Below are 25729 nucleotides of genomic sequence, written 5' to 3'. Positions count from 1 at the left end.
ACGCTGGCCTGTGGGCAAACAGACCCGGCCCGAAGGTTGTTCACCCCAGGCGCCCAGCGGGCGGTCCGCAGCTTGACCTGACCACCAGTCAGGCGCTGCGCTGCAGCCCACTCGCTGGGCGCCTGGGGTGAACAACGCGGGCTACGGGGAGGCATTGAACAGGCTCTTACCCATCAGGGCTGACGGACAACCTCCAAGGTCTTGCCGCCCGCCGTCCTCGCCTGCACGCGGCGATCGTACAGCGCCTCGCCATAGGCCGGCGGCACGATGAACTTGCCGGCATTGGTGGCCTTGATGCGATACACGAACTCACCGACATCGGACGTCGCCGAGCCGTAGAGCACCACGCGATCCTCGCGGATGTCGGCGTACTCGAGCGCCCAGGTGGACTTGCCCACGCCGATGGGTGAGCGCCATTCACTGGCCTTCACATCGCTGTCGCCACCGCCATCGCTTGCGTCGCTGCCATCCGGCTGCTGGTCCGTAACAGCCGGCGGCGGCTGGATTACCGGCTCAAAGCCGCCAGGCAACAGATCAACGATGGCGATGTCGTCATAGTCGCTGCCGTCGGTGCTGCGGATCTTCAGATGGACGTCGATTTCCTGACCAATGGTCACCTTGTCGATAGGCTTGCCGTTGGTGTCGGTGTAGTCGCGGGTGACTTCCAAGCCGTCCTTGATGGCCTTGGCCGGCTGGTCACGGTCATAGCCGCCCTGGCTTACCACGCGCCACGCCGGCAAGGTGCTGTCGTTGGTGAAGCGCAGACGCTTAGCGTCCGCATTCCAGCTACCGGCTTGCAGCAGGTTACCCTGCGGCGCGGCTATCGCCTTGACCGAACCGTCCGCCATCACCTGGTCGATGCGCAACTTGTCGAGCTGTACGTTGTTTTCCTGTGCGTAGGTATCCAGCGCCAGCAAGACCATCGACGACGACAAGGTGTTGTACCAGCCGTACTGCAGCGGCTCGGTGATGTTCTCCATCACACGCGGCGACAGTGCCTTGGCCCGATCCGGGAAATGCTTGCTGAGCAGGTACAACGTGGTGGCATCACGCGTCAGCGAGTCGTAGTAGTAACCGTAGCTGTAGTCCTTGTCGGCCTTGCTGCGCTCGAGCAGCTTCTGCGGGCCGGCGATGAGCTGCGCAGCCTGCTTGTCCTGCTTCAGCAACTGGTACGACGCGGCCAGCCATGCTGCGGCCAGATCGTTCTTCCACTGGTCGGGATAGGCATCCTGCAAGCGCTTCTGTACGGCAGCTAGGTCATTGGTGGTGACGTTGCCCTGGCGGGTCAGCAGGTACACCGCATAAGCGCGCTGACGCACCAGATCGAGCCCGTCGAGGCTATCGTCACTCGCCAGCTGCTTGAGGTACTTATTGCCGGCATCGAACATGTCGCGCGGAATCTCAACGCCACGGTCGCGTGCCTCCAGCATGAAGTGCATGGCATAGGTAGACACGAACGGATTGGCATCCGGTGTGGCGGACCACAGACCGAAACCACCCTGCCCATTCTGGCGCGAATGCAGCACGTCGAGGAACTGCGATAGCGCCTCTTCGTTGCTGAGCTTCTTGCCGCCATTCATCACCGGCTGCAAAGCATCGGCAAAGACCTTAACCTGCGGCCACTTCGACAACACCAGCCGCGGCATGGCCGCGCTGACGATCTGCTCGCTGCAGTAATGCTGGAAGTTCACCAGATAGGTGGTGAGGCCGCTCGACAGCACAACCGGGATGTTGGACATGGCCGAGTCACGCGAGGCGTACTCGCTATACATGCGTCGCAGGTCTGGCTGGTCCTGCTTGCTACCAGCGTCCACGCGACCCACGTCCACCTGGGTGCGATAAGCCGAAGCCGGACGCACGGACACATCCACGCTCTGGCGCGCCGACTTGTCGCCATAGCCTGCCGTGAAGCTAAGGTTGCCGGAGCCAAGCTTGTCGGTCGCCTTGACGCGGAACGTCACGACGCCTTCGCGCATCTCGCCGAGGTTCAAGCTCTGCGTTGGCGTGCCGACGATCTGCAATTGCGGGCCGGTCTTCAGCGTCACTGCTACCGGCACCTGCTTACCACCCAGCCCGGTCAGGTTATTGGCTACACCCACGCTGACGTCGACTTCGTCACCCGGTGCCAACGTCGTCGGCACATTTGGCGAGAGTACGAAATCACCACGCACCGTCGTGCTGCCTTCATACGTGCCGACACGGTCGGAGGACACGGCCACCGCCATCACGCGGAGCTTGCCGTTGAAGTAGTCCGGCACCTGATAGGTGAAGTCCTTCTCGCCGTTGATATCGACGATGCCCGACCAGTACGCCACCGGCTTGTCGCGCTTGCGCTTGAATGGGTTGAGCTGCCGGCCGATGGCCGCATCGGCATCACCGCCCGGTGCCGCCATCGCCATCAACTTCTCGAAGTCGGGCAGGATCAGGTCGAGGATCTGCGACGTGCCCACTTCCAGCATGCGCTTGCGGAAGAAGAACTTCAGCGGATCACCCAGCTTGTAGCGCGCCACCTGCAGAATGCCCTCGTCCACGGCGAACACCACGGCACGGGTGGGCTGCGGCGCGGTGAGTTTGAAGGTCACCGTCTCACCCGGCTTCACCACCGCCGGCGACTCCACCTTGATGGCGTTGCGGCGCGCGTCCAGGTTCACCGAGAACGGCACGATGCCATAGCTCAGCGGACTCATGAAGATCTCATCCGACGACGGATCGCGAATGTACTGCACGTTGATGTAGCCGTTGCCCTCGAAATCCGCAGGCACGGTGATGTGCTGCACGGAGCTGCTGGTATCGGCATGGAACCACGCATGCGCGTAGACCTTGTCACGCTCGATGGTGATCAGGCCGCTACCGGCGTAAGGGGCGCGGATAGCGATGTCCACCGACTCGCCCGGCGCGTAATCCGGCTTGCTCAGGTTGAGCTGCAGTTCCGCGTTGCGATCCAGCGAACGGGAGACATTGGCGGCGCCAGCCACCGAGTACTCCACGCGATTCACTTCCACGCCATCGCTGCTGCGCACGATCACCAGCGCATAGTTGCCCGGCTTGTCGGTCGGCAGAGCGTAGTCCATACCGTTGGCAGGAATGGCCAGCGCCTGCTCGTTGATCGTCACTTCCTTGAGCTTGGACTGGTACTTGTAGACACCCGAGTCCTGCTTGGTGAGCACCGACAGGTAGCGACGCTCGATCAGGCGCGCCTTGAGCTCCTTCAGCGCGATCGACTTGGCCGTGTGATCAATGGCAACGAGATGCACGCTACGCGTCGCGTCGCGATTGATGTAGTCGAGGTTGTCGACCGACTTGTAGCCCACCAACCAGTCGTTGCTGGATACCAGCGTTTGCGCGGCGGCAGCCACGCTGCGACCACCTTCCGGTTCATAGGCCTTCGCCAGGAAATACAGCTGATACGTGGCATCGGCGTACTTCTTCAGGTCGAGATCGAACTCGGCGTGTCCCTTGTCGTCGGTCTTGCCGTCCTGCAGCTTGTCCTCGTAACCCTCCTTCGCACGACGCACATCGTAGAAGTGGTAGTCGGGCCAGCTACGGAACGCCGGCCATGCCGGACGCAAGGTCAGCGATGCCTCGACGCGGCGATCCGCTGCAGGCGTGCCGAACAGGTTCATTACATCGACGATGCCCTTGATCTGGTCGGGCTTGACCCAGCCCTCAGTCACTTGGCCCGCCAGCTTGGCTTCGACCTTCATGCGATCGGGCAGGAATTCCTTGACCTGCACGGTAGTGCTACCGATCTGCGCGCCGGCCTTGCCATCTTTCACGATGTAAAGGTTCACGGTCCACGTGCCCGTCGGTGCCGTTTCGGCTGGCGCATACTCGAGCTCGCCGAAGCCAGAGGCATCCATCGACATCGGCAACTGCTTCACCGTCATGCCACGCGGGTCGACGATTTCAGCCTGCAGCGGCACGCCGACCACGCTACGCGTCCAACTCGCTGCGCGCACGATCAGGCCAATGTGGAAGGTGTCGCCTGGACGATAGATACCGCGATCAGAGAACAGGTACGACGAAAGCTGGCCTTCGTTCTGGGCATTGCGCTCGCCGCCCACGTCAAAGCGCGAGAAGTCGAGCTTGCGCTCATAACTGGTCGAACCACCGATAGGCAGGAACGACAGGTCATCGCCCTTCTTCACCACATAGAGCGTGGGCTGCTTCTCGCGATCCAGGCCCTTCAGGGTGGGGAAATGCACCACGCCGTCCGCCGAAGTGGTGTCGCTGAACAGCGTCTGCCCGTTCACCGCCAGCACGGATACCGTCGCACCGCCCACCGGTTGCCCGGTGTGGATGGATTGCACGAACACATCCTGGCTGCCGTCCAGCGAGCGCTTCACCAGCATGCCCAAGTCGGTCACGACGATCAGGCGCGTATCGGAGGGACTGGACGTATCGCCACTGTCGCCGCTGTCGGCCATCTCGCTCTGGTCGTCGCCAGACTCTTCAGACTCATCGCCCGAGTTGTCGTTCGTGGGTGCTGCCTGCGGTTCGTTCTCGTTGGCTTTCTTGGCGTCTTCTTTCTTTTTCTCGGCCGCAGCGTCGTAGCTGGACAGATGCAGCAGGAAAACGCCGCGCTTGCCTTCTTTCAGATACTGACCAAGGTCAATGCCCTCATAATGAGCCTTGGACGGATCATCCTTGGGGAAGCTGCGTTTCTGCTCGAAACGCTCCACGATGTGGTCTTCATTGAAGTCGTAGCTCAACTCTGGGTGCGCATACGTGCCCTGGTTGAAGCTCACCAGATGCTGCAGCTGATCCGGCAGCACGCGGCCGATCTCGACATGCATGCCAGGCAGATTGCGCGACACCACCGAGATGCGCTTGCTACCCGACATGGAGAGCAGCGAACCGTCTGCCATGAATCGCAGCAGTTTGGGATAGTTGGGTACGGTGACGACGGTGGTGTAGGCCTTACCCAGGATGTAGCCACCGAAGGATTTCAGCCCCTTGTCCACGCGCACGTAAACGCGCTGGCCCGGCGCCGCATGGAACTTGAAGCTCTGCACGGCTTCGTAATCGTTCTCGGTCGGCACCAACTCCAGCTTCAGCGGCTGGCTCTGGCGCAACTGCGCCTCACCGACTTCGGAGGCCGCCCAATCGTAGGGCGGTGCATCGTCGGCCTGATCTTCTCCCGCCTTATGCGCAGGCAACACCCATGCCTTGACCAGGCCGCCCAGTTCGCTGTCGCGCACCGTGCCGCCGACGTTGACCATCAACACCTGTTCGGGCTCGTACTTCTCGTTGTCGACCAGGGTGGGCTCAATGCTATTGATAGCGAGGCTGTAGAGGCCGGGCACGCGCACCTGTGCCGTGACCGCCTCGCTGGTACCGTCGCCACCACGCCCACTGCGGATGCCCTTGGCGATGGTGTAGGACACCGAGCTTTCATCGCGCGGCAGGGAAAGCGGCTGCGAGTGGATCCATGCGTGCAATTTGTACTGGTCGTAGGTGACCGTGTACTTGAGCGCTGCATCGCTGCCGACGCGCTGCTTCAAGCCCACTTCGATGCGCTTCTCGAACTCCGCGGTATCGACCGGATAATTGAATGCCACCGGCAGGATGGTTTTCTTGGCGGTAGCGTCCTGCGGGTCCTGATAGAACTCGCCGTTCTCCACCTTCGCTTCGAACGCCGGGGTATCGAACGCGAAGTGGTCATCCCCCATCAGCACATGATGGGCAAACGCCTTGGCGACGTCGAAGCGCACTTCGTAGTGCTTGCCCACCGGCCAGTCTTCCGCGGGCACGAACTTCAGCGTGCGATCGTCGACCCAGCTCCACTGCCCCTTCATGACGGGCTGCATGGTGATACCGGTCGTTACCGGTTTGCCGACCTGCTCGATGGGAGCCGCAGAGCCGGAGAATGTCACCATCAACGGATTGATGACGATGGGCTGCCGCGTGTAGTCCGTAATAGACGGCGCGGACGCGCTCAAGGTGATCCGGGAAGGCTCCACCGGCTGGGGCCGATTCTTGTACCACTGCCAACCGAACCAGCCTCCGCAGGCCACAACCAGCACAGCCAGCAACATGCCGGCCGCCTGCATCGGGCGATGTCGGACCCAGCCCCCGGTGGCCGGCAGCCACGCGGGCGCCGACCAACTGACCTGCCCCAAGAGCGGGCGCAATATCAGGCTTATGCCAGCGAGGAGCCCGCGCAACAGGCGCAAGGGCAACGAGAGCAGAAATCGCAGCAGATCCATGATGCTTTCCCGGTTTTCATCCAATGAACACGACAACGGCCAAGCCGGCCTTGGGGCGAAGCCGGATGCGCCAAAATGCCCGCCTCTTGCGAGGCGGAACAGACGTCAGGGGCTTATCCCACAGGTAGCTTGCTCGCCAAAGATGGCGAAGCGCGGGAGAGATTCTGGCATGGTTGCGTCAGAGACGCATGAGAAAACGACGACTCAGGCTGAAGGCAATCCCCTACATTGCGTAGAGACTCAACCCAGGTACCGTCCAGTCACCGGCCTATTAAGGCCGGTGACTCAGAGACGACTCAGAGCGTCGCGATGATCTCGCGCACGACCGGCGCAAGCTTTGGATCCTGCAAGGCCATGTGCATGGTGGCACGCACCAGGCCAGCCTTGTTGCCGCAATCGAAGCGGGTGCCTTCGAAACGGTAGGCCAGCACCTTGCCCTGTTCTTTGAGCAACGCCTCAATCGCGTCGGTCAGCTGGATCTCACCGCCGGCACCCGGCGTTGTCTGCTCGAGCAATTCAAAAATGCGACCCGGCAGGACATAGCGCCCAACCACTGCGAGGTTCGACGGCGCATCGGCCGGCTTGGGCTTCTCCACCATGTGGCGGATCTGCGCGCTGCGTTCGTCAATGGGCGTGGCATCGACGATGCCGTACTTGTCGGTATCGCTGGGCGGCACTTCTTCCACAGCAATAACGCCAGCACCCTGGGTTTGCGCCAGCTCCGCCATCTGACGAAGCGCACCCTTGCCCTTGTTCCAGATCAGGTCATCAGGGAGAACGACGCCAAACGGCTCGTCGCCCACCACCGGCTTGGCGCACAGCACCGCATGGCCCAGGCCGAGGGCTTCAGGCTGAGTGACGAAAATGGCGCGCACATGCTTGGGCAGCGTGCCCTGCACGAGTGCAAGCAGCTCGTCTTTGCCTTTTTCCTGAAGCTTGGCTTCCAGCTCATAAGACTTGTCGAAATAATCGGCAATGGCGTGCTTATAGCGATTAGTGACGAAGATAAGCGTGTCTGCACCAGCGTCCACCGCTTCGTCCACAGCATATTGAATCAGCGGACGATCCAATACCGGCAGCATTTCCTTGGCCACGACCTTGGTCGCGGGGAGGAAACGCGTGCCGAGGCCCGCCACGGGGAACACCACCTTGCGCAACGGCTTGCTCACTTACTTTTCTCCTGATTCATTACGACGTAGCGCCACCACGTTGTCCGCCTGCCCCGAGTCGCTCCAACGGAACGACGGCAGCAGGTTGGAGACGCACTGGCGCAGCGTTTCCTCGTCATAGACCACAACGGCATCTGCCGCCCTGGCCATCTGAGCATTGAGCAGATCCCACTTCACCTGACGGTATTGCGCCAGGAAGATTTTGGCGTGCGTCGTCTCGATATAGTTTTCCAGAGGATGGAACAACTCCTCAAACAACTTCTCACCGGAGCGCAGTCCGGTGTAGACGATAGGAATTTCCGTGCCGGGCTTGCGGCCGGCGAGGCGGATCATCTGCTCGGCAAGGTCACGGATCTTGATTGGCTCACCCATGTCCAGCGCGAAGATCTCACCACCCTTACCGATGCTGGCTGCCTGCAGAATGAGCTGGCAGGCCTCCGGAATGGTCATGAAGTAGCGGGAGATTTCCGGGTGCGTGATGGTCACCGGGCCGCCATTGCGGATCTGCTCGCGGAACAGCGGCACGACCGAACCCGCGGAATCGAGCACATTGCCGAAACGCACGGTGATGAAGTGGGTATTGGAGTGCTCGTTGAGGTTCTGGCACCAGATTTCAGCCAACCGCTTGCAGGCACCCATCACACTCGTGGGGTTGACTGCCTTGTCCGTCGAGATCAGCACGAAGCATTCGACGTGATGACGGTCCGCCAGGTCGGCCACGTTGCGCGTTGCCAGCACGTTGTTGCGGAACGCTGCGCGCAGCTGGCCCTGAAGCATGGGCACGTGCTTGTACGCCGCGGCATGGAACACCACCTGCGGCTTGTATTCGGAGAACAGTTTGCGCATGGCAGCGGAGTCACCGCAATCGGCCAGCACGCCTTCGTAGATCAGCTCCGGATACTCGGCGCGCAGCTCCTGAGAAATCCGATAAAGATTGAATTCGCAGTTGTCGACCACGCACAGCGATTGCGCACCCAGGCGCGCCACCTGCCGGCAGAGTTCGGAACCAATGGAGCCGCCACCACCGGTCACCAGCACGCGTCGCCCGGTCAGCGTTACGCGAATGGCCGTCCAGTCGAGCTCCACGGTATCGCGACCAAGCAGGTCTTCGATGGCGACCTCCTTGATCTCGTTGAAATGCGCCCGCCCCGAGACCACGTCCTCCAGCTTGGGGACAGTGCGGTATGGCAATCCACTGAGGTCGCACAGCTCAACCACGCGACGCATTTCCTGCGTAGAGGCACCCGGCATGGCGATAAGCAGCATCTGCACGGCGACTTCGCGAGCAAGCTCCGGAATCTGGTCGATGCGGCCAAGCACTGGCTTACCGTTGATGCTGGCGCCACGCAGGCTTTCCTTGTCGTCGACAAAGCCGACCACCGTGAAGCCGTGATCGCGATGCAGGTCACGCGACAGGGCTTCGCCGGCGCGATCAGCACCGACGATCAGCACACGCTGAGGCGGCTTGGCCTGAAACAGGTCGACCCGGCTGTCCTTCCAGAAGCGATAGGCAAGGCGGGGCGTACCTAGAAGAACCGACAGCACGACGGGATACAGCAACAACACCGAACGAGGCACGTCGTCCAGGCGGTTGTAGAGGATCAGCACCGCCGCAATGGCCAACGCGCCGATCACCGCCGCGCGCAGGATGTTCCAAAGATCCGGAAGGCTCGCAAAACGCCAGACACCCTTGTAGAGGCCCGTCCAGCTCAGCACAGCCCCCTGCACCAGGAGAACCAGCGGAAACTCCAGCACGTGGAAGCTGATGGCCGCGTTGTCGATCATCGCGTAACGGAGGGCCTTCGCCACCCACCACGCCAGCGCAGCCATCAGCAGGTCGTGGAGTACCACGGCCGTTCGCGGATGAATGACACCGACCCATTTACGTAGCGACATGTCGACCCTTGTTCCCTACGCGCCACAAGCACTGGCGCTTCATGACAATCCAAACGGTGGTCGCTATCAGGTAAGTGCCGAAAAACACCGGCACTGCCCACGTCGGGCAAGCCCATGCAAGGAAAGCGAGCGGTGCCGCCACCAGCATGTTCCAACCCAGATAGCACGCCCCCCCCCGTGGCATGCGTAAACCCACTGCGGACCATCCACTGATACAGATGCTCCCGATGAGCAGTGTACCAACGACGGCCACTTACCATACGGTTGAGAAGCGTAAGGCTTGAGTCCGCTACAAAAGATGAACTGAGGATCAGAGCCGGCCAGATCAGGTGCCAGTCCACCTGCCAGAGGAGCGCCGTGAAGGCAAAAATCAGCAGCCCCATAGTGCCGCTGCCCACGTCCCCCATGAAAATACGGGCCCTGGGCCGATTGAAATACCAGAAACCCGCCGCCGCGGCCGCAAGGCAGGCACAAGCAACGGCCATCGCGGGCTGAATGGCCGCCTGCGCTATAAGCGCCAGGCCCAGCCCAATAAAGATCACCTGCTGGGCCAACAGGCCGTCGATGCCGTCCATAAAGTTGTGCAGATTGATGCTCCAGCCACCCGCAAGCATCAGCACGGGCACCCACCACCAGGACATGCCGGCCGATGCCAACGCCACCGCAAGCAGGCCAGCCGACAGCAACTGGATACCGAACCGTGGCAGAACCGGCAATGAAGCATGGTCATCCCACCAACCCACCGCCGCGACCAGAATCGTACTGATCGCCAAGGCTGCCACCACAGCGAACGGCAGCCGTCCCGGGAGCATGAGCAGGCATGCAGGCACAGTCAGCAGCACGGCAACGACGACGCCAATCCCACCCCCGCGAGGGGTAGGAAGAGTGTGGGAACGACGCTGTCCCGGCAAATCCATCATGCCGCGTCGATGCGCGTACGCGATGGCGCCCCGAACGACCACCATTGCTATCACCAACGCAGCCAGCACCATCCCTATCGCCAGCGAAACCAGATTCATCCGTGCCTCATTCGTTGGCCACGCCATGGATCGGGCGAATCGTGCTCCAGCTCTTGCAACTGGGGCATTGCCAGTGGTGTGCCTTGGCGCCGAAACCGCAGCGGCTGCAGCGGTACATGGCCTGACCTTCCAACAGCTTCTTGGTGAGATCGCGCAGGATCAGGAAGTTCTCGCGCGCCTCCCCTTCCATCCTGTCCATGGTGGCATCGATCAGTGCCATCAGACCTCGCACCGAAGGGCGTAGGCGAAGCTGTGACGTGAGGAACTCCACAGCCGTTCGCTCACCGTCGCGCTGCTGGTACAAGCGCATGAGCGCCAGCACGGGCGAAATACCGTGATAGCGCTCCAGAATGTCACGCAGGAAATGCTCGGCGTGCTCCATCTGCTGCGAACGCGCGTAGCTGTTGAGCAGTGGCGGCAGGATCTCCGGAACGAACGCGATGTCCGCTTCGACGGCATGCTCGTAGGCTTTCGCAGCTTCCGCATGCTGGCCTTCTTCGGCGTACAGTCGCCCGGTCAGCATGAAGGCACGCACGCAATCCTGCTGGCAGGCAAAAGCCTGGCGCAGATATTCGCGCGCGTCCTGGCGTGCGCCGTGCTGTCGCGCCTGCTCCGCCAGCTCACAATAGAACTGGGCGATCATGCCGGCCTCGTCTTCGCCGGTCATCGCCTCCAAGCGGCGTGCATGCTCGATGGCCTTATGCCAATCGCGCTCGTGCTGATAGATGGCAATCAGATGCCGCAAGGCGGACGGCGCGTGCGCGTCCATGGCCACCAGATCAGAAAACAGTGTTTCGGCGCGGTCCAGCAGGCCCGCACGCATGTAGTCCTCGCCCAGCTCTAACAAAGCCACGGTCTTCATGGCATCGGAAAGCCCCGGGCGGGACACAAGATGCTGGTGCAGGCGAATCGCACGATCCACCTCGCCCCGGCGACGGAACAGATTGCCGAGCGCCAGATGAGTTTCAACCGTGTCGCGGTTGTATTCGGCAAGCTTGAGGAATACCTCGATAGCCTTGTCCTGCTCTTCATTGAGCAGGTAGTTCAGGCCACGAAAGTAATCGGACGAAAGCTCACTGACTTGTGCACCGGAACGTCGCACGCCAGCCCGGCGAGCAGTCCACCAGCCACTAGCAAATGCTGCAGGGACCAGCAGGATGAGTACGTACAGAAGCGCGCTCATGCACCGGCCGGAGAGGTTTTGGCCTTGCCGCTTTCCTGTCCCATGGCCTTGCGGCGCAAACGCTGTTGCCTGGCGCTGACACCAAGCCAAGCTGTCAGCCCACCCAGCAGCCAGCCGACGACCAGTGCCGCCAAGAGAGCCGCCCCCTTGGGTAACGAAAGCTGCACAAAGCCCAGGTCGTAACCGACCAGATCGGCATTCAACGCGCCGAGGACAATGCCGGCGGCGATGAAGAGCAGGAGAATCAGCGTAACGATCAGGCGCATATCGCGACTTTAACCGATTGCCTGGGGCCATCACAGGCGGGGAGCGAACCACTCTTCACAAATCGGGCGGCAAGTCCGTTTCGCGGATCGCCCAGCTCGTCGCAAAAACCTGCTCCAAAAAAAAGGCAGGATCGGCCTGTGGCCGCCCTGCCCTCACTGGGGAAAAACCCGTGCAGAAACCTGCGCTGGGTCTTACTCCAGATTCATGTTGACACGCTCTCGCAGTTCCTTGCCCGGCTTGAAGTGCGGGACATGTTTGCCCGGCAGTGCCACTGCGTCGCCCGTCTTGGGATTGCGGCCCATGCGCGGCGGACGGTAATGCAGTGCAAAGCTGCCAAAACCGCGAACCTCAATGCGCTCACCGCTAGAGAGGGCATGGCTCATCTGTTCGATCACGCTCTTGACCGCCAGCTCCACGTCGGCAAACGCGAGGTGGGTCTGACGCCGTGACAGCGCCTCAATCAATTCGGATTTGGTCATGGGTCCCCAATGTCCGTGACGTGAAACCGCGGGGCGGCCGAGCGCCGCCCCGCATTCCTAGCAGTACTACTGCTTAGTCAGCCTTGTTGAGCTGTTCTTTGAGCAGTGCGCCAAGCTTGGTCGTGCCGCCGGAAGCGGACGAGTACTCGGCCATCGCGTCAGCAACGTCTTCTTCGTCCTTGGCGCGGATCGACAGCTGCAGCTGACGGCCCTTACGGTCCATGCCGGTGAACTTGGCTTCGACCTTGTCGCCCACCTTCAGATGCTGCGTAGCATCTTCGATGCGCTCCTTGGCGATGTCGTTGGCGCGGAGGTAACCCTCGACGCCTTCGCCCAAGTCGATCACGGCGCCCTTGGCGTCCACTTCCTTCACGGTACCGTTGACGATGGTGCCGCGCGGGTTGGTGGCCATGAACTGACCGAACGGATCCTGCTCCATCTGCTTGATGCCGAGGGAGATACGCTCGCGCTCCGGATCAACGGCCAGCACCACCGCTTCGATCTCGTCGCCCTTCTTGAAGTTGCGAACGAGGTCTTCACCCGAGGCCTGCCAGGAGATGTCGGACAGGTGAACCAGGCCGTCGATGCCGCCATCCAGACCGATGAAGATGCCGAAGTCGGTGATCGACTTGATCTGACCGGACACCTTGTCGTTCTTCTTGTGCATCGCTGCAAAAGCTTCCCACGGGTTCGAGCGGGTCTGCTTGATACCCAGCGAGATGCGACGACGCTCTTCATCCACGTCCAGCACCATCACTTCGGTCTCGTCACCGACCTGCACAACCTTGGCCGGGTTGACGTTCTTGTTGGTCCAGTCCATCTCGGACACGTGGACCAGGCCTTCCACGCCCGGCTCGATCTCAACGAAGCAACCGTAATCGGTCACGTTCGAGACCTTGCCGAACAGGCGGCTGCCGACCGGGTAGCGGCGAGCGATGGCGACCCACGGGTCGTCGCCCAGCTGCTTCAGACCCAGCGACACGCGGTTGCGCTCGCGGTCGTACTTCAGCACGCGGACGTCCAGCTCGTCGCCGACGTTGACGACTTCGGACGGATGACGCACGCGCTTCCACGCCATGTCGGTGATGTGCAGCAGGCCGTCGATACCGCCCAGGTCCACGAATGCGCCGTAGTCGGTGAGGTTCTTGACGGTACCCTTGACCACTGCGCCTTCGGTCAGGCGCTCAAGCAGCTTCTCGCGCTCCTCGGAGAACTCGGTCTCGACGACGGCGCGGCGGCTGACCACAACGTTGTTGCGCTTGCGGTCGAGCTTGATGATCTTGAACTCGAGGTCCTTGCCTTCCAGGTAAACCGGATCGCGGACCGGACGCACGTCGACCAGCGAACCCGGCAGGAATGCGCGGACGTCCTTGATGTCGACGGTGAAACCACCCTTGACCTTGCCGGAGATCTTGCCGGTGATGGTCTCTTCCTTGTCGAAGGCCTGCTCGAGGTCGTCCCATACCATGGAACGCTTGGCCTTCTCACGGGAGAGCTTGGTCTCGCCGAAACCGTCTTCCAGGGCGTCGAGGGCAACCTTCACCTCGTCGCCTACCTGCACTTCCAGCTCTCCGCTCTCGTCCTTGAACTGCTCGATCGGGACGATGCCTTCGCTCTTCAGGCCAGCGTTGATCACGACGACGTCGTTGCGGATTTCCACAACGATACCGGTGACGATCGCGCCCGGCTTCAGCTTGGAGATAGCCTGTTGGCTCTGTTCAAACAGTTCGGCAAAACTTTCAGTCATGTTGATTCCAGAAATGAGAAAAGGCCTTAGATCCTTGTGCGCACCTGTATGAATGGCGCACGGACGGTCAGCCCACCGGTTATGGGTGTCTTGGGATCACTCCCTTGGCACCGTTGACCAATATCCCCTGCCGCAACAGGGGCGCCAAAAGCCGCCGGCAACCCTTTCAGGTCTGCACGACAGCGAATACTTTCGCGACGACGTCCTCGATGCCCATGCCGGTGGTGTCGATAAAAACCGCATCCACGGCCGGCTTGAGCGGCGCGACGGTTCGTGAGGCATCACGGGCGTCGCGCGCTTCGATCTCGCGCTGAAGGGTGGCAAGTGTAACGCTCAGTCCCTTTTCCTTCAACTGCTTATAGCGCCTTTTCGCCCGTTCGGCGGCGCTGGCGGTCAGGAATACCTTGAAGGCGGCATCCGGAAAGATCACCGTCCCCATGTCCCGGCCATCGGCGACCAGGCCTGGTGCCTTGCGAAAGGCCAGCTGCATGTCCACAAGTGCCTGACGCACCGAGGGAATCGAGGCAATGGCCGAGGCCGCCGCACCTGCTGTTTCAGTGCGCAATTCGTCCGTGGCGTCATGGCCGTTCACCAGCACATGGGTGTCGTCGCCATCCTTGGCCGCCTGAAAGCGGATCTTGGTGGTCTGGGCACAACGAGTCATCGCCTCGGCATCGGAGAGATCCAGCCCCTCCATACCCGCCGCATAGCCCACAGCCCGGTACAGCGCACCCGAATCCAGCAGTCGCCAGCCCAGTTTCTCAGCCACCATGCGACTGATGGTGCCCTTGCCCGACCCCGAGGGTCCGTCGATGGTGAGTACAGGGACGGAAGAGGACGAGGACATGGAGGCTCCTGACGGCGGCGAAGGAAAACGCATATGCTATCGCGTTGGTCCTCGCACGGAACGCGGGATGTCCACTCCCTTTTTACTGCCCGCCTGACCATGCAAGTCCACACCATGACCGATCTGCGCCGCGAATTCGAACAGGCCGCCGAAGACATCCAGCGGCTTGACCAGCGGCCGGACAACGACACCCTGCTCAAGCTCTACGCCCTCTACAAGCAGGGTTCCGAAGGCGATGTTCACAGCGAGCAGCCGGGTTTCTTCGATTTCGTCGGCACCGCCAAGCACGAGGCCTGGGCCCAGTTGCGCGGCACCCCGGAAAACGAAGCCATGCAGCGCTACATCGAACTCGTGCGGGAGCTGCTGGACTGATCCAGCCCGCCAGCCATCCGGCTTGGCGCGTCAGGGCGAAAACCAGCGCAAGCGCGCCACTCCGGCCCAAGTCGGGGTGTGAAGGGACGTGCCCCACGTCCGCCCTCTTGCTTTCAAACGCTCTACCCAGGCACATTCATACGATCGTTTGAACCAGGTCAATGGCCCCATGAACTTCCCCCGCCTGTTCTCCCCGCTTGATCTGGGCCATACCACCCTGCCCAACCGCATTCTGATGGGCTCGATGCACACCGGGCTGGAGGACAAGTCCAGCGACTACGACAAACTGGCCGCCTATTTCGCCGAGCGCGCCCGTGGCGGCGTGGGCCTGATGGTTACTGGCGGTATCGCCCCCAGTATCCGCGGCTGGCTGAAGCCCTTCGGCGGACGGCTCTCCATGCCCTGGCACGTGGCGCGCCATCGCAAGCTCACCAAGGCGGTGCATGCCGAGGGCGGCAAGCTGTGCATGCAGATCCTGCACGCTGGCCGTTACGGCTATCACCCCCTGTCTGTAGCGCCATCAAAGATCAAATCGCCCATCACGCCGTTCACGCCGAGCGCACTCTCCACGGGTGGCGTGGAACGCACCATCCGCGACTTCGTCCGCTGCGCGAAGCTCGCTCAAGATGCCGGCTACGACGGCATCGAAGTGATGGGTTCGGAAGGCTATTTAATCAACCAGTTCCTGGCCGCTCGCACCAATCAGCGCAGCGATGCCTGGGGTGGTGACGCAGCAAAACGCATGCGTTTTCCCGTAGAAATCGTGCGACGCACGCGCGAAGCGGTGGGTCGCGATTTCATCATCATCTATCGCCTGTCGATGCTCGACTTGGTGGAGAACGGCCAGGACTGGCAGGAAATCGTCACCCTTGCCAAGGCCATCGAAGCGGCCGGCGCCAGCATCATCAATACAGGCATCGGCTGGCACGAAGCACGCGTCCCCACCATCGTCACCAGCGTGCCGCGCGCGGGTTTTGCGTGGGTGACGAAGAAGCTCAAGGGCGAAGTATCCATCCCACTGATCACCACCAACCGTATCAACATGCCCGACGTGGCCGAGCAAATCTTGGCCACCGGCGAAGCGGACATGGTGTCGATGGCCCGCCCGCTGCTGGCTGATCCCGAATGGGCGAACAAGGCCAAGGCGGGGCGCAGCGAGCGCATCAACACCTGCATTGCCTGCAACCAAGCGTGCCTCGACCACGTTTTCAAGAACCAGCGCGCGAGCTGCCTGCTTAACCCGCGCGCCTGCCATGAAACTGAGCTGCTCATCGAGCCCGCAGCATCGCGAAAGAAAATCGCCGTGGTCGGCGCCGGTCCGGCGGGCCTCGCCTGTGCCAGCACGCTCGCCGAACGCGGGCACGCCGTGACACTGATCGATAAATCCAGCGAGATCGGTGGCCAGTTCAACTACGCCAAGCGCATTCCAGGCAAGGAAGAGTTTCACGAGACGCTGCGCTATTTCCGCCATCGCCTCGACGACACCGGCGTAACCGTGAAGCTGGGCCACGCGGCCGATGTATCAGCGCTCGCAGCCGAAGGGCATGACGAAGTCGTCGTCGCCACAGGCATCACGCCCCGTAGCGTGCACTTCCCCGGCAGTGACGATCCGCGCGTGCTTAGCTACCTCGACGTGCTGGCACACAACAAACCCGTAGGCCAACGCGTGGCGATCATCGGTGCGGGCGGCATCGGCTTCGACGTGGCCGAGTTCCTAGTCGAACACCAGCCCTCGGCCACGCTGGACGTATCCCGCTGGACGCGCGAATGGGGTGTGGACATGCAACTGGATTCGCGCGGCGGCCTGGCAACCCCGGTGCCGGAAGCACCTGCGCGTCAGGTATGGCTACTGCAACGCTCCGAAGGCCGACCCGGCGCCCGGCTCAACAAGACCACGGGCTGGGTACATCGCGCCACGCTCAAGGCCAAGCGCGTCACCATGCTCGGCGGCGTCACCTATGAGCGCCTTGATGACGAGGGCCTGCACATTACGGTCGACGGCAAGCCGCAGGTGCTACCAGTGGACCATGTGATCGTCTGCGCTGGCCAGGAGCCGAACCGCGCGCTCGCCGATGTACTGACCCAGGCCGGCATCAAGGTCCACGTCATTGGCGGAGCCGACGTCGCGTCCGAGCTGGACGCCAAGCGCGCCATCGACCAGGGCACCCGGTTGGCCGCAAGCCTCTGATCGCATGCGTTGTGGGATACCCCACAACGCAACCCACTGATCCCGAACGACAACGCCCGGCGCTAGGCCGGGCGTTGTGCTGAAAAAGAAAGCGCCCCGCTAGGCGACGCGTCGATATGGGTCAGGGGGAGGAAGACCAGATATCGCGGGGATAGCGTCGTAGCGGGGCGAGGGTCGCCGCCACCTGGGGGGGAGGGGACGGTGGCGGGACGTAAGAAATAATAGGATCGACCCGTTATAGAAACAAATATATATTTAGCGGCCGACTTATTCGGAAATCGTCTTAAAGCCCTCCTATGTTCGACTTCCGTCAGCTTCGTTACTTTGTAACGGTCGCCGAGGAGCTCAGCTTCACCCGAGCAGCCCAGCGGCTCTACATCTCTCAACCCCCTCTTTCTCAGCAAATTCAATCGCTTGAGAATGATTTGGGTGTGCGCCTACTCGAACGAAACAAGCGCAACGTGTCGCTGACCGAACCAGGCAAGCTTTTCCTGGAACAAGCCCGCCAGATCCTCGGCAAGGCCGAGGAGGCGCGCGCCCAGATGGCCGACGCGGCTACGGGCTTCAGCGGCAAGCTACGACTCGCTTACACCGTGTCGGTCACCTTCCACCCCTCCCTACCCCAGACGCTGCTGCGCTACCGCAGTTTTGCACCACAGGTGCGCCTGATCCTCAGCGAGATGTACACCGAGCAGCAGTACGCCGCCCTGATATCAGGCGACCTAGACGTTGGCTTCGTTCGCGATGAGCCTGAACATCCGGGCATGGCCAAGCACCTGCGCTTGGACGTGATCGACCGGGAGCCCTTGCTGCTCGCCCTGCCCGCCAATCACCCGTTGGCAGGCCGGGAAAGCATCTGGCTGCGGGAGGTCGCCATGGAGGCCTTTGTGGTGCAGCCGCGCGAACTGGCCGCCACCCTGTACGATCGCCTCGCCCAGATTGCTGCCAAGGCCAACTTCCATCCGCTGATCCGCCAGCACGCCCAGCAGATCAACGGCCTGCTGGTGCTCGTTGCCGCTGGCATGGGACTGGCCCTAGTGCCGGCGTCCATGCGATCCGTGAACCTCCCCGGCGTGAAGTACCTGCAATTGGAAGACCCTGACGCCTTCATGCTGCTGGCGCTGGCCAGCCGTATGGACGACCCCAATCCCGTCGTCCGCCGCTTCCTTAGCGCCATGACTGAGCCGGAATGATCGCCTGGATCTCACCCGCCATGAACAACCCATTTGCGCAGGCGATCCAAGGACTTGTACGAAGTCAAGAAACTGTTTATGATCGCCGTCTTGTATTTTTTCTTTCGATAGTTTCAGGAGCTGGCCGTGAAGGTGCTTTCCTCTTTGAAGTCCGCCAAGGCGCGGCACCGTGACTGCAAGGTTGTGCGTCGTCGCGGCAAAGTGTTCGTGATCTGCAAGAGCAACCCGCGTTTCAAGGCTCGTCAGCGCTAATTTCTAGCTGCGATGAGTCGAAGAAAAAAGGCCGCGAAAGCGGCCTTTTTTTGTTGCTTCAATTTCCAGGCTAACCCCGTACGCATTCCAAAGAAAAAGGGCCGCATCAGCGGCCCTTTAAATGGCATCAGCACTTGTGCTGATGCCCCGACGGAGGCGCAGGGTGTGCGCTCCTCGGTGTACTTGCTCAGGCGTCGTAACGCACACCCGTGATTTCGTAACGCTTCACGCCATTGGGTGCGTTGAACTCGAAGCTGTCACCCTCGCTCTTGCCGATCAGCGCGCGCGCGATCGGCGAAGACACCGCGATAAGGCGCAGCTTGATGTCCGCTTCCAAGTCACCAACGATCTGGTAGGTCACGGCTTCGCCGCTGTCCTCGTCTTCCAGATCCACTGTGGCGCCGAACACCACGCGGGAACCGGCGGCCAGACGACTAACGTCGATAACTTCCGCCGTGGACAGCAACGCCTCGAGCGCACCGATGCGTCCTTCGATGAAACTCTGTTGCTCGCGTGCCGCGTGGTACTCCGCGTTCTCCTTGAGATCGCCATGCGCGCGAGCCTCGGCGATGGCCGCGATGATATGCGGCCGATCCGTGGACTTCAGCTTCTCCAGCTCACCGCGAAGACGCTCCGAGCCTGCCTTGGTAATGGGCGCACGACTCATGCTTTCAGTTCCTTGTGCAGTTCCTGCAGGCTGTGCACCTGGCCATCGCCGTGGTAGTCCAGCGAATGCACCAGCGCGCGGGCACCTGCCACCGTGGTGGAGTACGTGACGCGCTGCTGCAGGGCTTCGCGCCGGATCGAGAACGAGTCGGCAATGGCCGCTTTGCCCTCGGTCGTGTTGACGATGTAGACGATCTCGCCGTTCTTGATCAGGTCGACGATGTGCGGACGACCCTCGACCACCTTGTTGATGCGCTCGCAGGTGACGCCGTGCTCGGCCAGGTACTTGGCCGTGCCTTCAGTGGCAACCAGACTGAAGCCCTTTTCGAGCACTTCGCGGGCCACTGGTAGCAGGCGATCCTTGTCGGCGTCACGCACCGACACGAACACCTTGCCCTTCGGCGGCGTCTTGATGCCGGCAGCGTCATGACCGCGGGCAAAGGCAGCACCGAAGCTGCGACCGACGCCCATCACTTCGCCGGTGGAACGCATTTCGGGGCCAAGAATCGGATCCACGTTCTGGAACTTCAGGAACGGGAAGATCGCTTCCTTCACTGAGTAGTAGCCCGGGATCACTTCCTTGGTGGCACCCTGGTCGATCAGTGTACGACCAGCCATGGCACGCGCGGCAATCTTGGCGAGCGGCACACCGGTGGCCTTAGACACGAACGGCACCGTGCGCGATGCGCGCGGATTCACTTCGAGGATAAATACCGTGTCGCCCTGGATGGCGAACTGGGTGTTCATCAGGCCGATGACCTTCAGTTCCTTCGCCATCGCGGTGACCTGGCGGCGCATTTCGTCCTGCACTTCCTGGGTCAGCGAGTACGGCGGTAGCGAGCAGGACGAGTCACCCGAGTGCACGCCCGCTTCTTCGATGTGCTCCATGATGCCGCCGACCAGCACATTGCCTTCGGCGTCCGCGATGATGTCCACATCCACTTCGACCGCGTGGTCGAGGAAGCGATCAAGCAACACCGGCGAATCGTTGGACACCTGCACAGCGTCGCGGATGTAACGCGAAAGATCGGCGTCGCTATAGACGATTTCCATCGCGCGGCCGCCCAGCACGTAGCTCGGGCGAACCACCAGCGGGTAGCCAATCTCGCGGGCCGAGGCCAGTGCCTCTTCAGGCGTGCGTGCGGTGCGGTTCGGCGGCTGCTTCAGGCCGATCTTCTCGATCATCTGCTGGAAGCGTTCGCGATCTTCCGCAAGGTCGATGCTGTCTGGCGACGTGCCGATCACGGGCACGCCTGCCGCTTCAAGCGCACGCGCCAGCTTGAGCGGTGTCTGACCGCCGTACTGCACGATCACGCCCTTGGGCTTTTCGAGATCAACGATTTCCAGCACATCTTCGAGCGTAAGCGGCTCGAAGTAGAGACGGTCAGAGGTGTCGTAGTCCGTCGACACGGTTTCCGGGTTGCAGTTGACCATGATGGTTTCAAAACCATCCTCGCGCAGTGCGAGTGCTGCGTGCACGCAGCAGTAGTCGAACTCGATGCCCTGGCCGATACGGTTCGGGCCGCCGCCAAGCACGACGATCTTGTCGCGATTGGTCGGATTGGCTTCGCACTCTTCCTCATAGGTCGAATACATGTAAGCCGTTGTGGTGGCGAACTCAGCCGCGCACGAGTCCACGCGCTTGTACACCGGGCGCACACCCAGCGTGCGGCGCAGATGCCGCATTGCTGCTTCGTTGGTGTCCAGCAATTCGGCTAGGCGCGCGTCGGAGAAGCCCATGCGCTTGAGCTCGCGCATGCGCAGTGCGTCGATGGCGGTGATGCCCTGCGACTGCACTTCCTTCTCGGTGAGCACGATGTCCTCGAACGCCGCAAGGAACCAGGGGTCGACACGGCTGAGGCCGTACACGTCTTCCAGTGTCAGGCCGGCGCGGAATGCGTCCGCAAGATGGAACACGCGATCGGGACGCGGCTCGCGCAGCTCACGCTTGAGCGCGTTGACGCCTTCTTCAGCCGTCAGGTCCAGACCCGTCGGGTTGAGACCGGTCTTGCCGATTTCCAGACCACGCAGCGCCTTCTGCAGCGATTCGTGGAAGGTACGGCCCATGGCCATGACTTCGCCCACCGACTTCATCTGCGTGGTGAGACGTGCGTCGGCGGAGGGGAACTTCTCGAACGCGAAGCGCGGGATCTTGGTGACGACGTAGTCGATGCTCGGCTCGAACGACGCCGGGGTCAGGCCGCCGGTGATGTCGTTCTTCAATTCGTCCAGCGTGTAACCCACGGCCAGCTTCGCAGCGATCTTGGCGATCGGGAAACCGGTGGCCTTGGAAGCCAACGCCGACGAACGCGACACGCGCGGATTCATCTCGATGACCACCACGCGGCCGTTCTCGGCGTTGATGCCGAACTGCACGTTGGAGCCGCCGGTGTCTACACCGATCTTGCGCAGCACGGCGATGGAAGCATCGCGCAGGCGCTGGTACTCCTTGTCGGTGAGCGTCTGTGCCGGCGCAACGGTGATCGAGTCGCCGGTGTGCACGCCCATCGGGTCAAGGTTCTCGATGGAGCACACGATGATGCAGTTGTCCGCCTTGTCGCGGACCACTTCCATCTCGAACTCCTTCCAGCCGAGCACGGATTCCTCGACCAGCACTTCGCCCACCGGCGAAAGCTCGAGACCGCGCTTGACGATTTCCTCGAACTCCTCGCGGTTGTACGCGATGCCGCCACCGGAACCGCCGAGCGTGAAGCTCGGGCGGATGATGGTGGGATAACCCACTTTTACCTGCGTTAGCAGCGCCTGCTCGAAGGTGCGAACCACTTCGGCCTTCGGGCAATCCAGGCCAATCTCGGCCATGGCGACGCGGAACAGCTCACGATCTTCCGCCATGCGGATGGCTTCACGCGAGGCGCCAATCAGCTCGACGTTGTACTTCTCAAGCACGCCGTTGTCGGCGAGGTCGAGCGCGCAGTTGAGGCCGGTCTGGCCGCCCATCGTCGGCAGCACCGCATCGGGGCGCTCCTTGGCAATGATGCGCTCCACCGTCTGCCAGTTGATCGGCTCGATGTAGACGGCATCGGCCGTCTCCGGATCGGTCATGATCGTGGCGGGATTGGAATTCACCAGGATGACGCGGTAACCCTCTTCCTTCAGCGCCTTGCAGGCCTGTGCGCCGGAGTAGTCGAACTCGCAAGCCTGACCGATGACGATCGGGCCGGCGCCGATGATGAGGATGCTCTTGATATCAGTGCGCTTAGCCATGCGTGCGGGCCTCCTGCATCAGGGCGGCAAAACGATCAAACAGGTAGCCGATGTCGTGCGGACCGGGGCTGGCTTCCGGATGGCCCTGGAAGCAGAACGCCGGACGGTCGGTGAGCGCAAAGCCCTGCAACGAACCATCAAATAGCGAAGAGTGGGTGACGCGCACATTCGCCGGCAGCGTGGCCGGGTCGACCGCAAAACCGTGGTTCTGCGAAGTGATCAGCACACGACCGTCATCCAGATCTTTCACCGGGTGGTTGGCACCGTGATGGCCAAACTTCATCTTCAGCGTCTTGGCACCCACGGCCAGACCCATGATCTGGTGGCCCAGGCAGATACCGAACAGCGGAATCTTCGCGTCGAGGAACTCGCGCGTGGCGGCCACTGCGTAGTCGCAGGCAGCCGGATCGCCGGGACCGTTGGAGAGGAACACGCCATCGGGCTTCATCGCCAGCACGTCGGCGGCCGACGTCTGCGCGGGCACGACAGTGATGTCGCAGCCCTGCTCTGCCAGTAGACGCAGAATGTTGTACTTCACGCCGAAATCGTAGGCCACGACCTTGAATCGCTTGGACGGCTGATTGAAGGCGGTACGGTCGAGATCGTAGACACCCTCATTCCACGGGTACGACTCACCGACGCTCACTTCCTTGGCCAGGTCCATACCGTTGAGGCCCGGGAAGGCGCGCGCCTTCGCCAGGGCGGCCTCCACATCGATCTGCTCAGCCGCAACGATGCAGCCGTTCAAAGCGCCCTTATCGCGCAGGATGCGGGTCAGACGACGCGTATCGATGCCGGCGATGGCAACGATGCCGTGGCGCTTGAGGTAATCGGGCAGGCTTTCCGTGCTGCGCCAGTTGCTATGTCGGCGGGGCACGTCGCGCACGATCAGGCCAGCAGCATGGACCGTGTCAGACTCTTCGTCCTCCACGTTCACGCCGGTGTTGCCGATGTGCGGATAAGTCAGGGTAACGATCTGTTTGGCGTAGGAGGGATCGGTGAGGATCTCCTGGTAGCCAGTCATGGCGGTGTTGAAAACCACCTCGCCGACAGTTTCGCCAGTCGCGCCAACGGCGTAGCCGTGGAACACGCTGCCGTCTTCGAGGGCAAGCAGAGCAGGAATAGGCATGGGAGGACCGCCTTTTAGGTGCAGCAAGGTCCGCAAGCCGCAGCGAAGCAGGCTTGTGGACCTTAGTCGAGGAATCTTTCAGGGCGGGTCGCAATGATAGGTGCAAGCCCCTCTGGTGTCCACCCGAAACAGCTGAACATCGCGCGAGAAATGGGGCCAACCGAGCCCCTACCCTGAGCGTTACACTAGCGCCGCCAAGCCAAAGACCGGATGTCCATGAACTCAGCCGTGTTGCTCGATCCTGCTCGCCTCGACCGACCGGACACGGACGTACGGATGGAGCCATTCCCCTTCCTGATTGCCCACGGGCAGCTGCCCGACGAGGCGCGGGGGGGATCTGGAGCGAGACTTCCCCCGCTATGCCAGCGCCGGCTTTTTCCCCTACGACGCCAGCGACTGCGGCCCATCGGTCAATACTCTGGTGGAACGCCTCAGCTCGGCCGAGTTCGCCAGTGCCATCGGCCAGCACCTAGGCATTGCCAACCTGGGCCGATACCCCACCCTGATCACCCTGTGCCGTTCGCTCAATAAGCGCCACGGCACCATCCATACAGACAGCAAGTCCAAGGTGGCCACGGCCCTGCTCTATCTCAACAACCTGTGGCCGGATACCAGTGACGGCTGCCTGCGTTTTCTGGGCAGCATCGACAGTATCGACAGCATGATCGCCCCCGAACTGAAGCCGCTGTACGGTGAGTTCGCGGTCTTCAAACGCTGCGAGAACTCCTTCCACGGCCATCTCCCTTACGAGGGTGAGCGCCGCGTGATCCAGGTCGCCTGGCTCACCAGTGAGGAAGAGAAGCGCCGCAAGACCAAGCGCGGCAAGTTTTCCCGCGCCTTCAAGAAGCTGTTCGGTTCGCTCGACCGCAAGCTGGGCGCGGACCGCGACCGTAACGCCGCGCACAAGGATTGAGCACGCGCCGCCCGGCCACGCCGGGCGCCCAGGCTGACACTGCATCCAAGGATTAGGTATGCCTATCGTTTTCTTACTCTCTATTGCCCTGCAGATCGCTTGCGCCGTCCATGTCGTGCGCAGCGGCCGCCCGCTGTACTGGATCTGGCTGATCCTGATCGGCTCCTATCTCGCGGTGGCGGTGTATCTGCTCGTGGCCGTCATTCCGGACCTCCGCCACGACCCTCGCGGGCGCAAGGCGGCCAGCAAGGCACTGCAGGCCATCGATCCCCAGCGACGCAAGCGCGAACTGCAGAACCAGCTTGAACTGAGCAACACGGTGGACAATCGCCGCCGGCTTGCCGATGAAAGCCTCAAGCTCGGCGACTATGAAAACGCGCGCGAGCTGTATCAGGGTCTGCTCACGGGTATGTATGCAAGCGAGCCAGGCTTCATGCTCGGTTTGGCACACGCTCAGGCGGGCCTCGGTGATTTTGCCGCCACACGATCCACGCTGGACGCACTGATCAAGGGTAACCCGGGCTACAAGTCGAGCGAGGGGCACCTGCTCTACGCACGCAGTCTGGAAGAGCTCGGGGAGTTCGAGGCAGCTCTGGATGAGTACCGCGTGCTGGCCGACAGCTACCCCGGCGAGGAGGGCCGCTATCGCTACGCCACCTTGCTTGCCCGCCGGCAACGCGACGCGGAGGCGCGCGCCGTACTGGAATCCCTGCTCAACCGCGCCAAGCTGATGCCTGCCTACTATCGCCGCAAAGAACAGTCGTGGCTGAAGGCGGCACGGTCAGAACTGGCGCGACTGGGCCAATCCTGAGGGCGCCGCAGCCTTAGCGAGGTCTCGGCTTCAACGTAGATTGCGAAGCGTGCCGCAGCTACGGCAGTAGGTCACTGAGCGTGCGGCCACCTCGCCGTCACTTTTTGACCACCGCCATCACCCATCTCGCGCATAGAGTGGCTCGGCATCAACCGCCGTGATCC

18 protein-coding genes and 1 pseudogene are annotated in these 25729 nt (G+C 62.0%); 7 read left to right on the top strand and 12 right to left on the bottom strand.

The features are described 5' to 3' along the window. Positions 1-173: 173 nt before the first annotated feature. The 9 genes from DYST_RS00605 to cmk form a co-directional block, all read right to left on the bottom strand. Positions 174-6209, bottom strand: a complete 6036-nt coding sequence (locus DYST_RS00605) for an alpha-2-macroglobulin family protein (RefSeq protein WP_239949253.1) — start codon at positions 6207-6209, stop codon at positions 174-176. A 296-nt stretch (positions 6210-6505) separates the two neighbouring features. Continuing rightward, complete coding sequence (gene galU, locus DYST_RS00600) at positions 6506-7378, bottom strand: UTP--glucose-1-phosphate uridylyltransferase GalU (RefSeq protein ID WP_102303656.1); 873 nt, start codon at positions 7376-7378, stop codon at positions 6506-6508. Continuing rightward, on the bottom strand, positions 7379-9274 hold the full coding sequence (locus tag DYST_RS00595) for a polysaccharide biosynthesis protein (protein ID WP_102303657.1): 1896 nt from the start codon (positions 9272-9274) through the stop codon (positions 7379-7381). Beyond that, positions 9208-10293 carry an MraY family glycosyltransferase gene (locus DYST_RS00590; protein WP_343214846.1) on the bottom strand — a complete coding sequence of 362 codons (1086 nt, stop codon included), beginning with the start codon at positions 10291-10293 and terminating at the stop codon, positions 9208-9210. The genes DYST_RS00595 and DYST_RS00590 overlap by 67 nt, the downstream gene beginning before the upstream one ends. A 7-nt stretch (positions 10294-10300) precedes the next feature. After that, on the bottom strand, positions 10301-11476 hold the full coding sequence (gene lapB / locus DYST_RS00585; RefSeq protein WP_102303659.1) for a lipopolysaccharide assembly protein LapB: 1176 nt from the start codon (positions 11474-11476) through the stop codon (positions 10301-10303). Then, the gene (locus DYST_RS00580) at positions 11473-11742 is read right to left on the bottom strand and encodes a DUF1049 domain-containing protein (RefSeq protein WP_239949246.1); all 270 of its coding nucleotides are present in this window, start codon (positions 11740-11742) and stop codon (positions 11473-11475) included. Before DYST_RS00580 ends, lapB begins: the two co-directional genes overlap by 4 nt. Before the next feature lie 192 nt (positions 11743-11934). Continuing rightward, entirely contained in the window at positions 11935-12222 is a 288-nt protein-coding gene (locus tag DYST_RS00575; RefSeq protein WP_102303660.1) for an integration host factor subunit beta, read from the bottom strand. Positions 12223-12295: 73 nt separating this feature from the next. After that, positions 12296-13969: a 30S ribosomal protein S1 gene (gene rpsA / locus DYST_RS00570; protein ID WP_102303661.1), complete on the bottom strand. Its 1674-nt coding sequence runs from the start codon at positions 13967-13969 to the stop codon at positions 12296-12298. 166 nt (positions 13970-14135) lie between these two features. Then, positions 14136-14816, bottom strand: coding sequence for a (d)CMP kinase (cmk, locus tag DYST_RS00565; RefSeq protein WP_239949238.1), 681 nt, complete (start codon positions 14814-14816; stop codon positions 14136-14138). Between the two features lie 114 nt (positions 14817-14930). On the opposite strand from cmk, the gene DYST_RS00560 reads away from it, so the two are divergent. The 5 genes from DYST_RS00560 to ykgO all read left to right on the top strand — a co-directional run bounded on the left by DYST_RS00560 (position 14931) and on the right by ykgO (position 18821). Continuing rightward, positions 14931-15188 carry an acyl-CoA-binding protein gene (locus DYST_RS00560; RefSeq protein WP_102303791.1) on the top strand — a complete coding sequence of 86 codons (258 nt, stop codon included), beginning with the start codon at positions 14931-14933 and terminating at the stop codon, positions 15186-15188. Positions 15189-15357: 169 nt separating this feature from the next. Next, complete coding sequence (locus tag DYST_RS00555) at positions 15358-17376, top strand: NADPH-dependent 2,4-dienoyl-CoA reductase (RefSeq protein ID WP_239949236.1); 2019 nt, start codon at positions 15358-15360, stop codon at positions 17374-17376. 296 nt (positions 17377-17672) lie between these two features. Then, positions 17673-18569: a LysR family transcriptional regulator gene (locus DYST_RS00550; protein WP_102303664.1), complete on the top strand. Its 897-nt coding sequence runs from the start codon at positions 17673-17675 to the stop codon at positions 18567-18569. 20 nt (positions 18570-18589) lie between these two features. Then, positions 18590-18742 carry a hypothetical protein gene (locus tag DYST_RS00545; protein ID WP_199179007.1) on the top strand — a complete coding sequence of 51 codons (153 nt, stop codon included), beginning with the start codon at positions 18590-18592 and terminating at the stop codon, positions 18740-18742. Then, entirely contained in the window at positions 18696-18821 is a 126-nt protein-coding gene (gene ykgO / locus DYST_RS00540) for a type B 50S ribosomal protein L36 (RefSeq protein ID WP_010342887.1), read from the top strand. The genes DYST_RS00545 and ykgO overlap by 47 nt, the downstream gene beginning before the upstream one ends. A gap of 187 nt (positions 18822-19008) precedes the next feature. On the opposite strand, the gene greA is transcribed toward ykgO, so the two are convergent. The 3 genes from greA to carA are packed head-to-tail and all read right to left on the bottom strand — an operon-like array spanning position 19009 to position 23841. Then, positions 19009-19488 carry a transcription elongation factor GreA gene (gene greA / locus DYST_RS00535; RefSeq protein ID WP_239949234.1) on the bottom strand — a complete coding sequence of 160 codons (480 nt, stop codon included), beginning with the start codon at positions 19486-19488 and terminating at the stop codon, positions 19009-19011. Beyond that, on the bottom strand, positions 19485-22712 hold the full coding sequence (gene carB / locus DYST_RS00530) for a carbamoyl-phosphate synthase large subunit (protein ID WP_239949233.1): 3228 nt from the start codon (positions 22710-22712) through the stop codon (positions 19485-19487). Before carB ends, greA begins: the two co-directional genes overlap by 4 nt. Then, a complete protein-coding gene (carA, locus tag DYST_RS00525) occupies positions 22705-23841 on the bottom strand; it encodes a glutamine-hydrolyzing carbamoyl-phosphate synthase small subunit (RefSeq protein ID WP_102303667.1) in 1137 nt (378 codons plus the stop codon). The genes carB and carA overlap by 8 nt, the downstream gene beginning before the upstream one ends. Positions 23842-24057: 216 nt before the next feature. Between carA and DYST_RS00520 the strand changes: the two are divergent. Further along, positions 24058-24754: pseudogene (locus tag DYST_RS00520) on the top strand (2OG-Fe(II) oxygenase). Between the two features lie 58 nt (positions 24755-24812). After that, positions 24813-25565 carry a tetratricopeptide repeat protein gene (locus tag DYST_RS00515; protein WP_239949225.1) on the top strand — a complete coding sequence of 251 codons (753 nt, stop codon included), beginning with the start codon at positions 24813-24815 and terminating at the stop codon, positions 25563-25565. Positions 25566-25729 lie beyond the last annotated feature (164 nt).

The sequence above is a fragment of the Dyella terrae genome (assembly GCF_022394535.1).
GTDB lineage: Bacteria > Pseudomonadota > Gammaproteobacteria > Xanthomonadales > Rhodanobacteraceae > Dyella.
The sequence above is the reverse complement of the archived record's forward strand: the minus strand, read 5'-3'. Positions and strand labels throughout refer to the sequence as shown.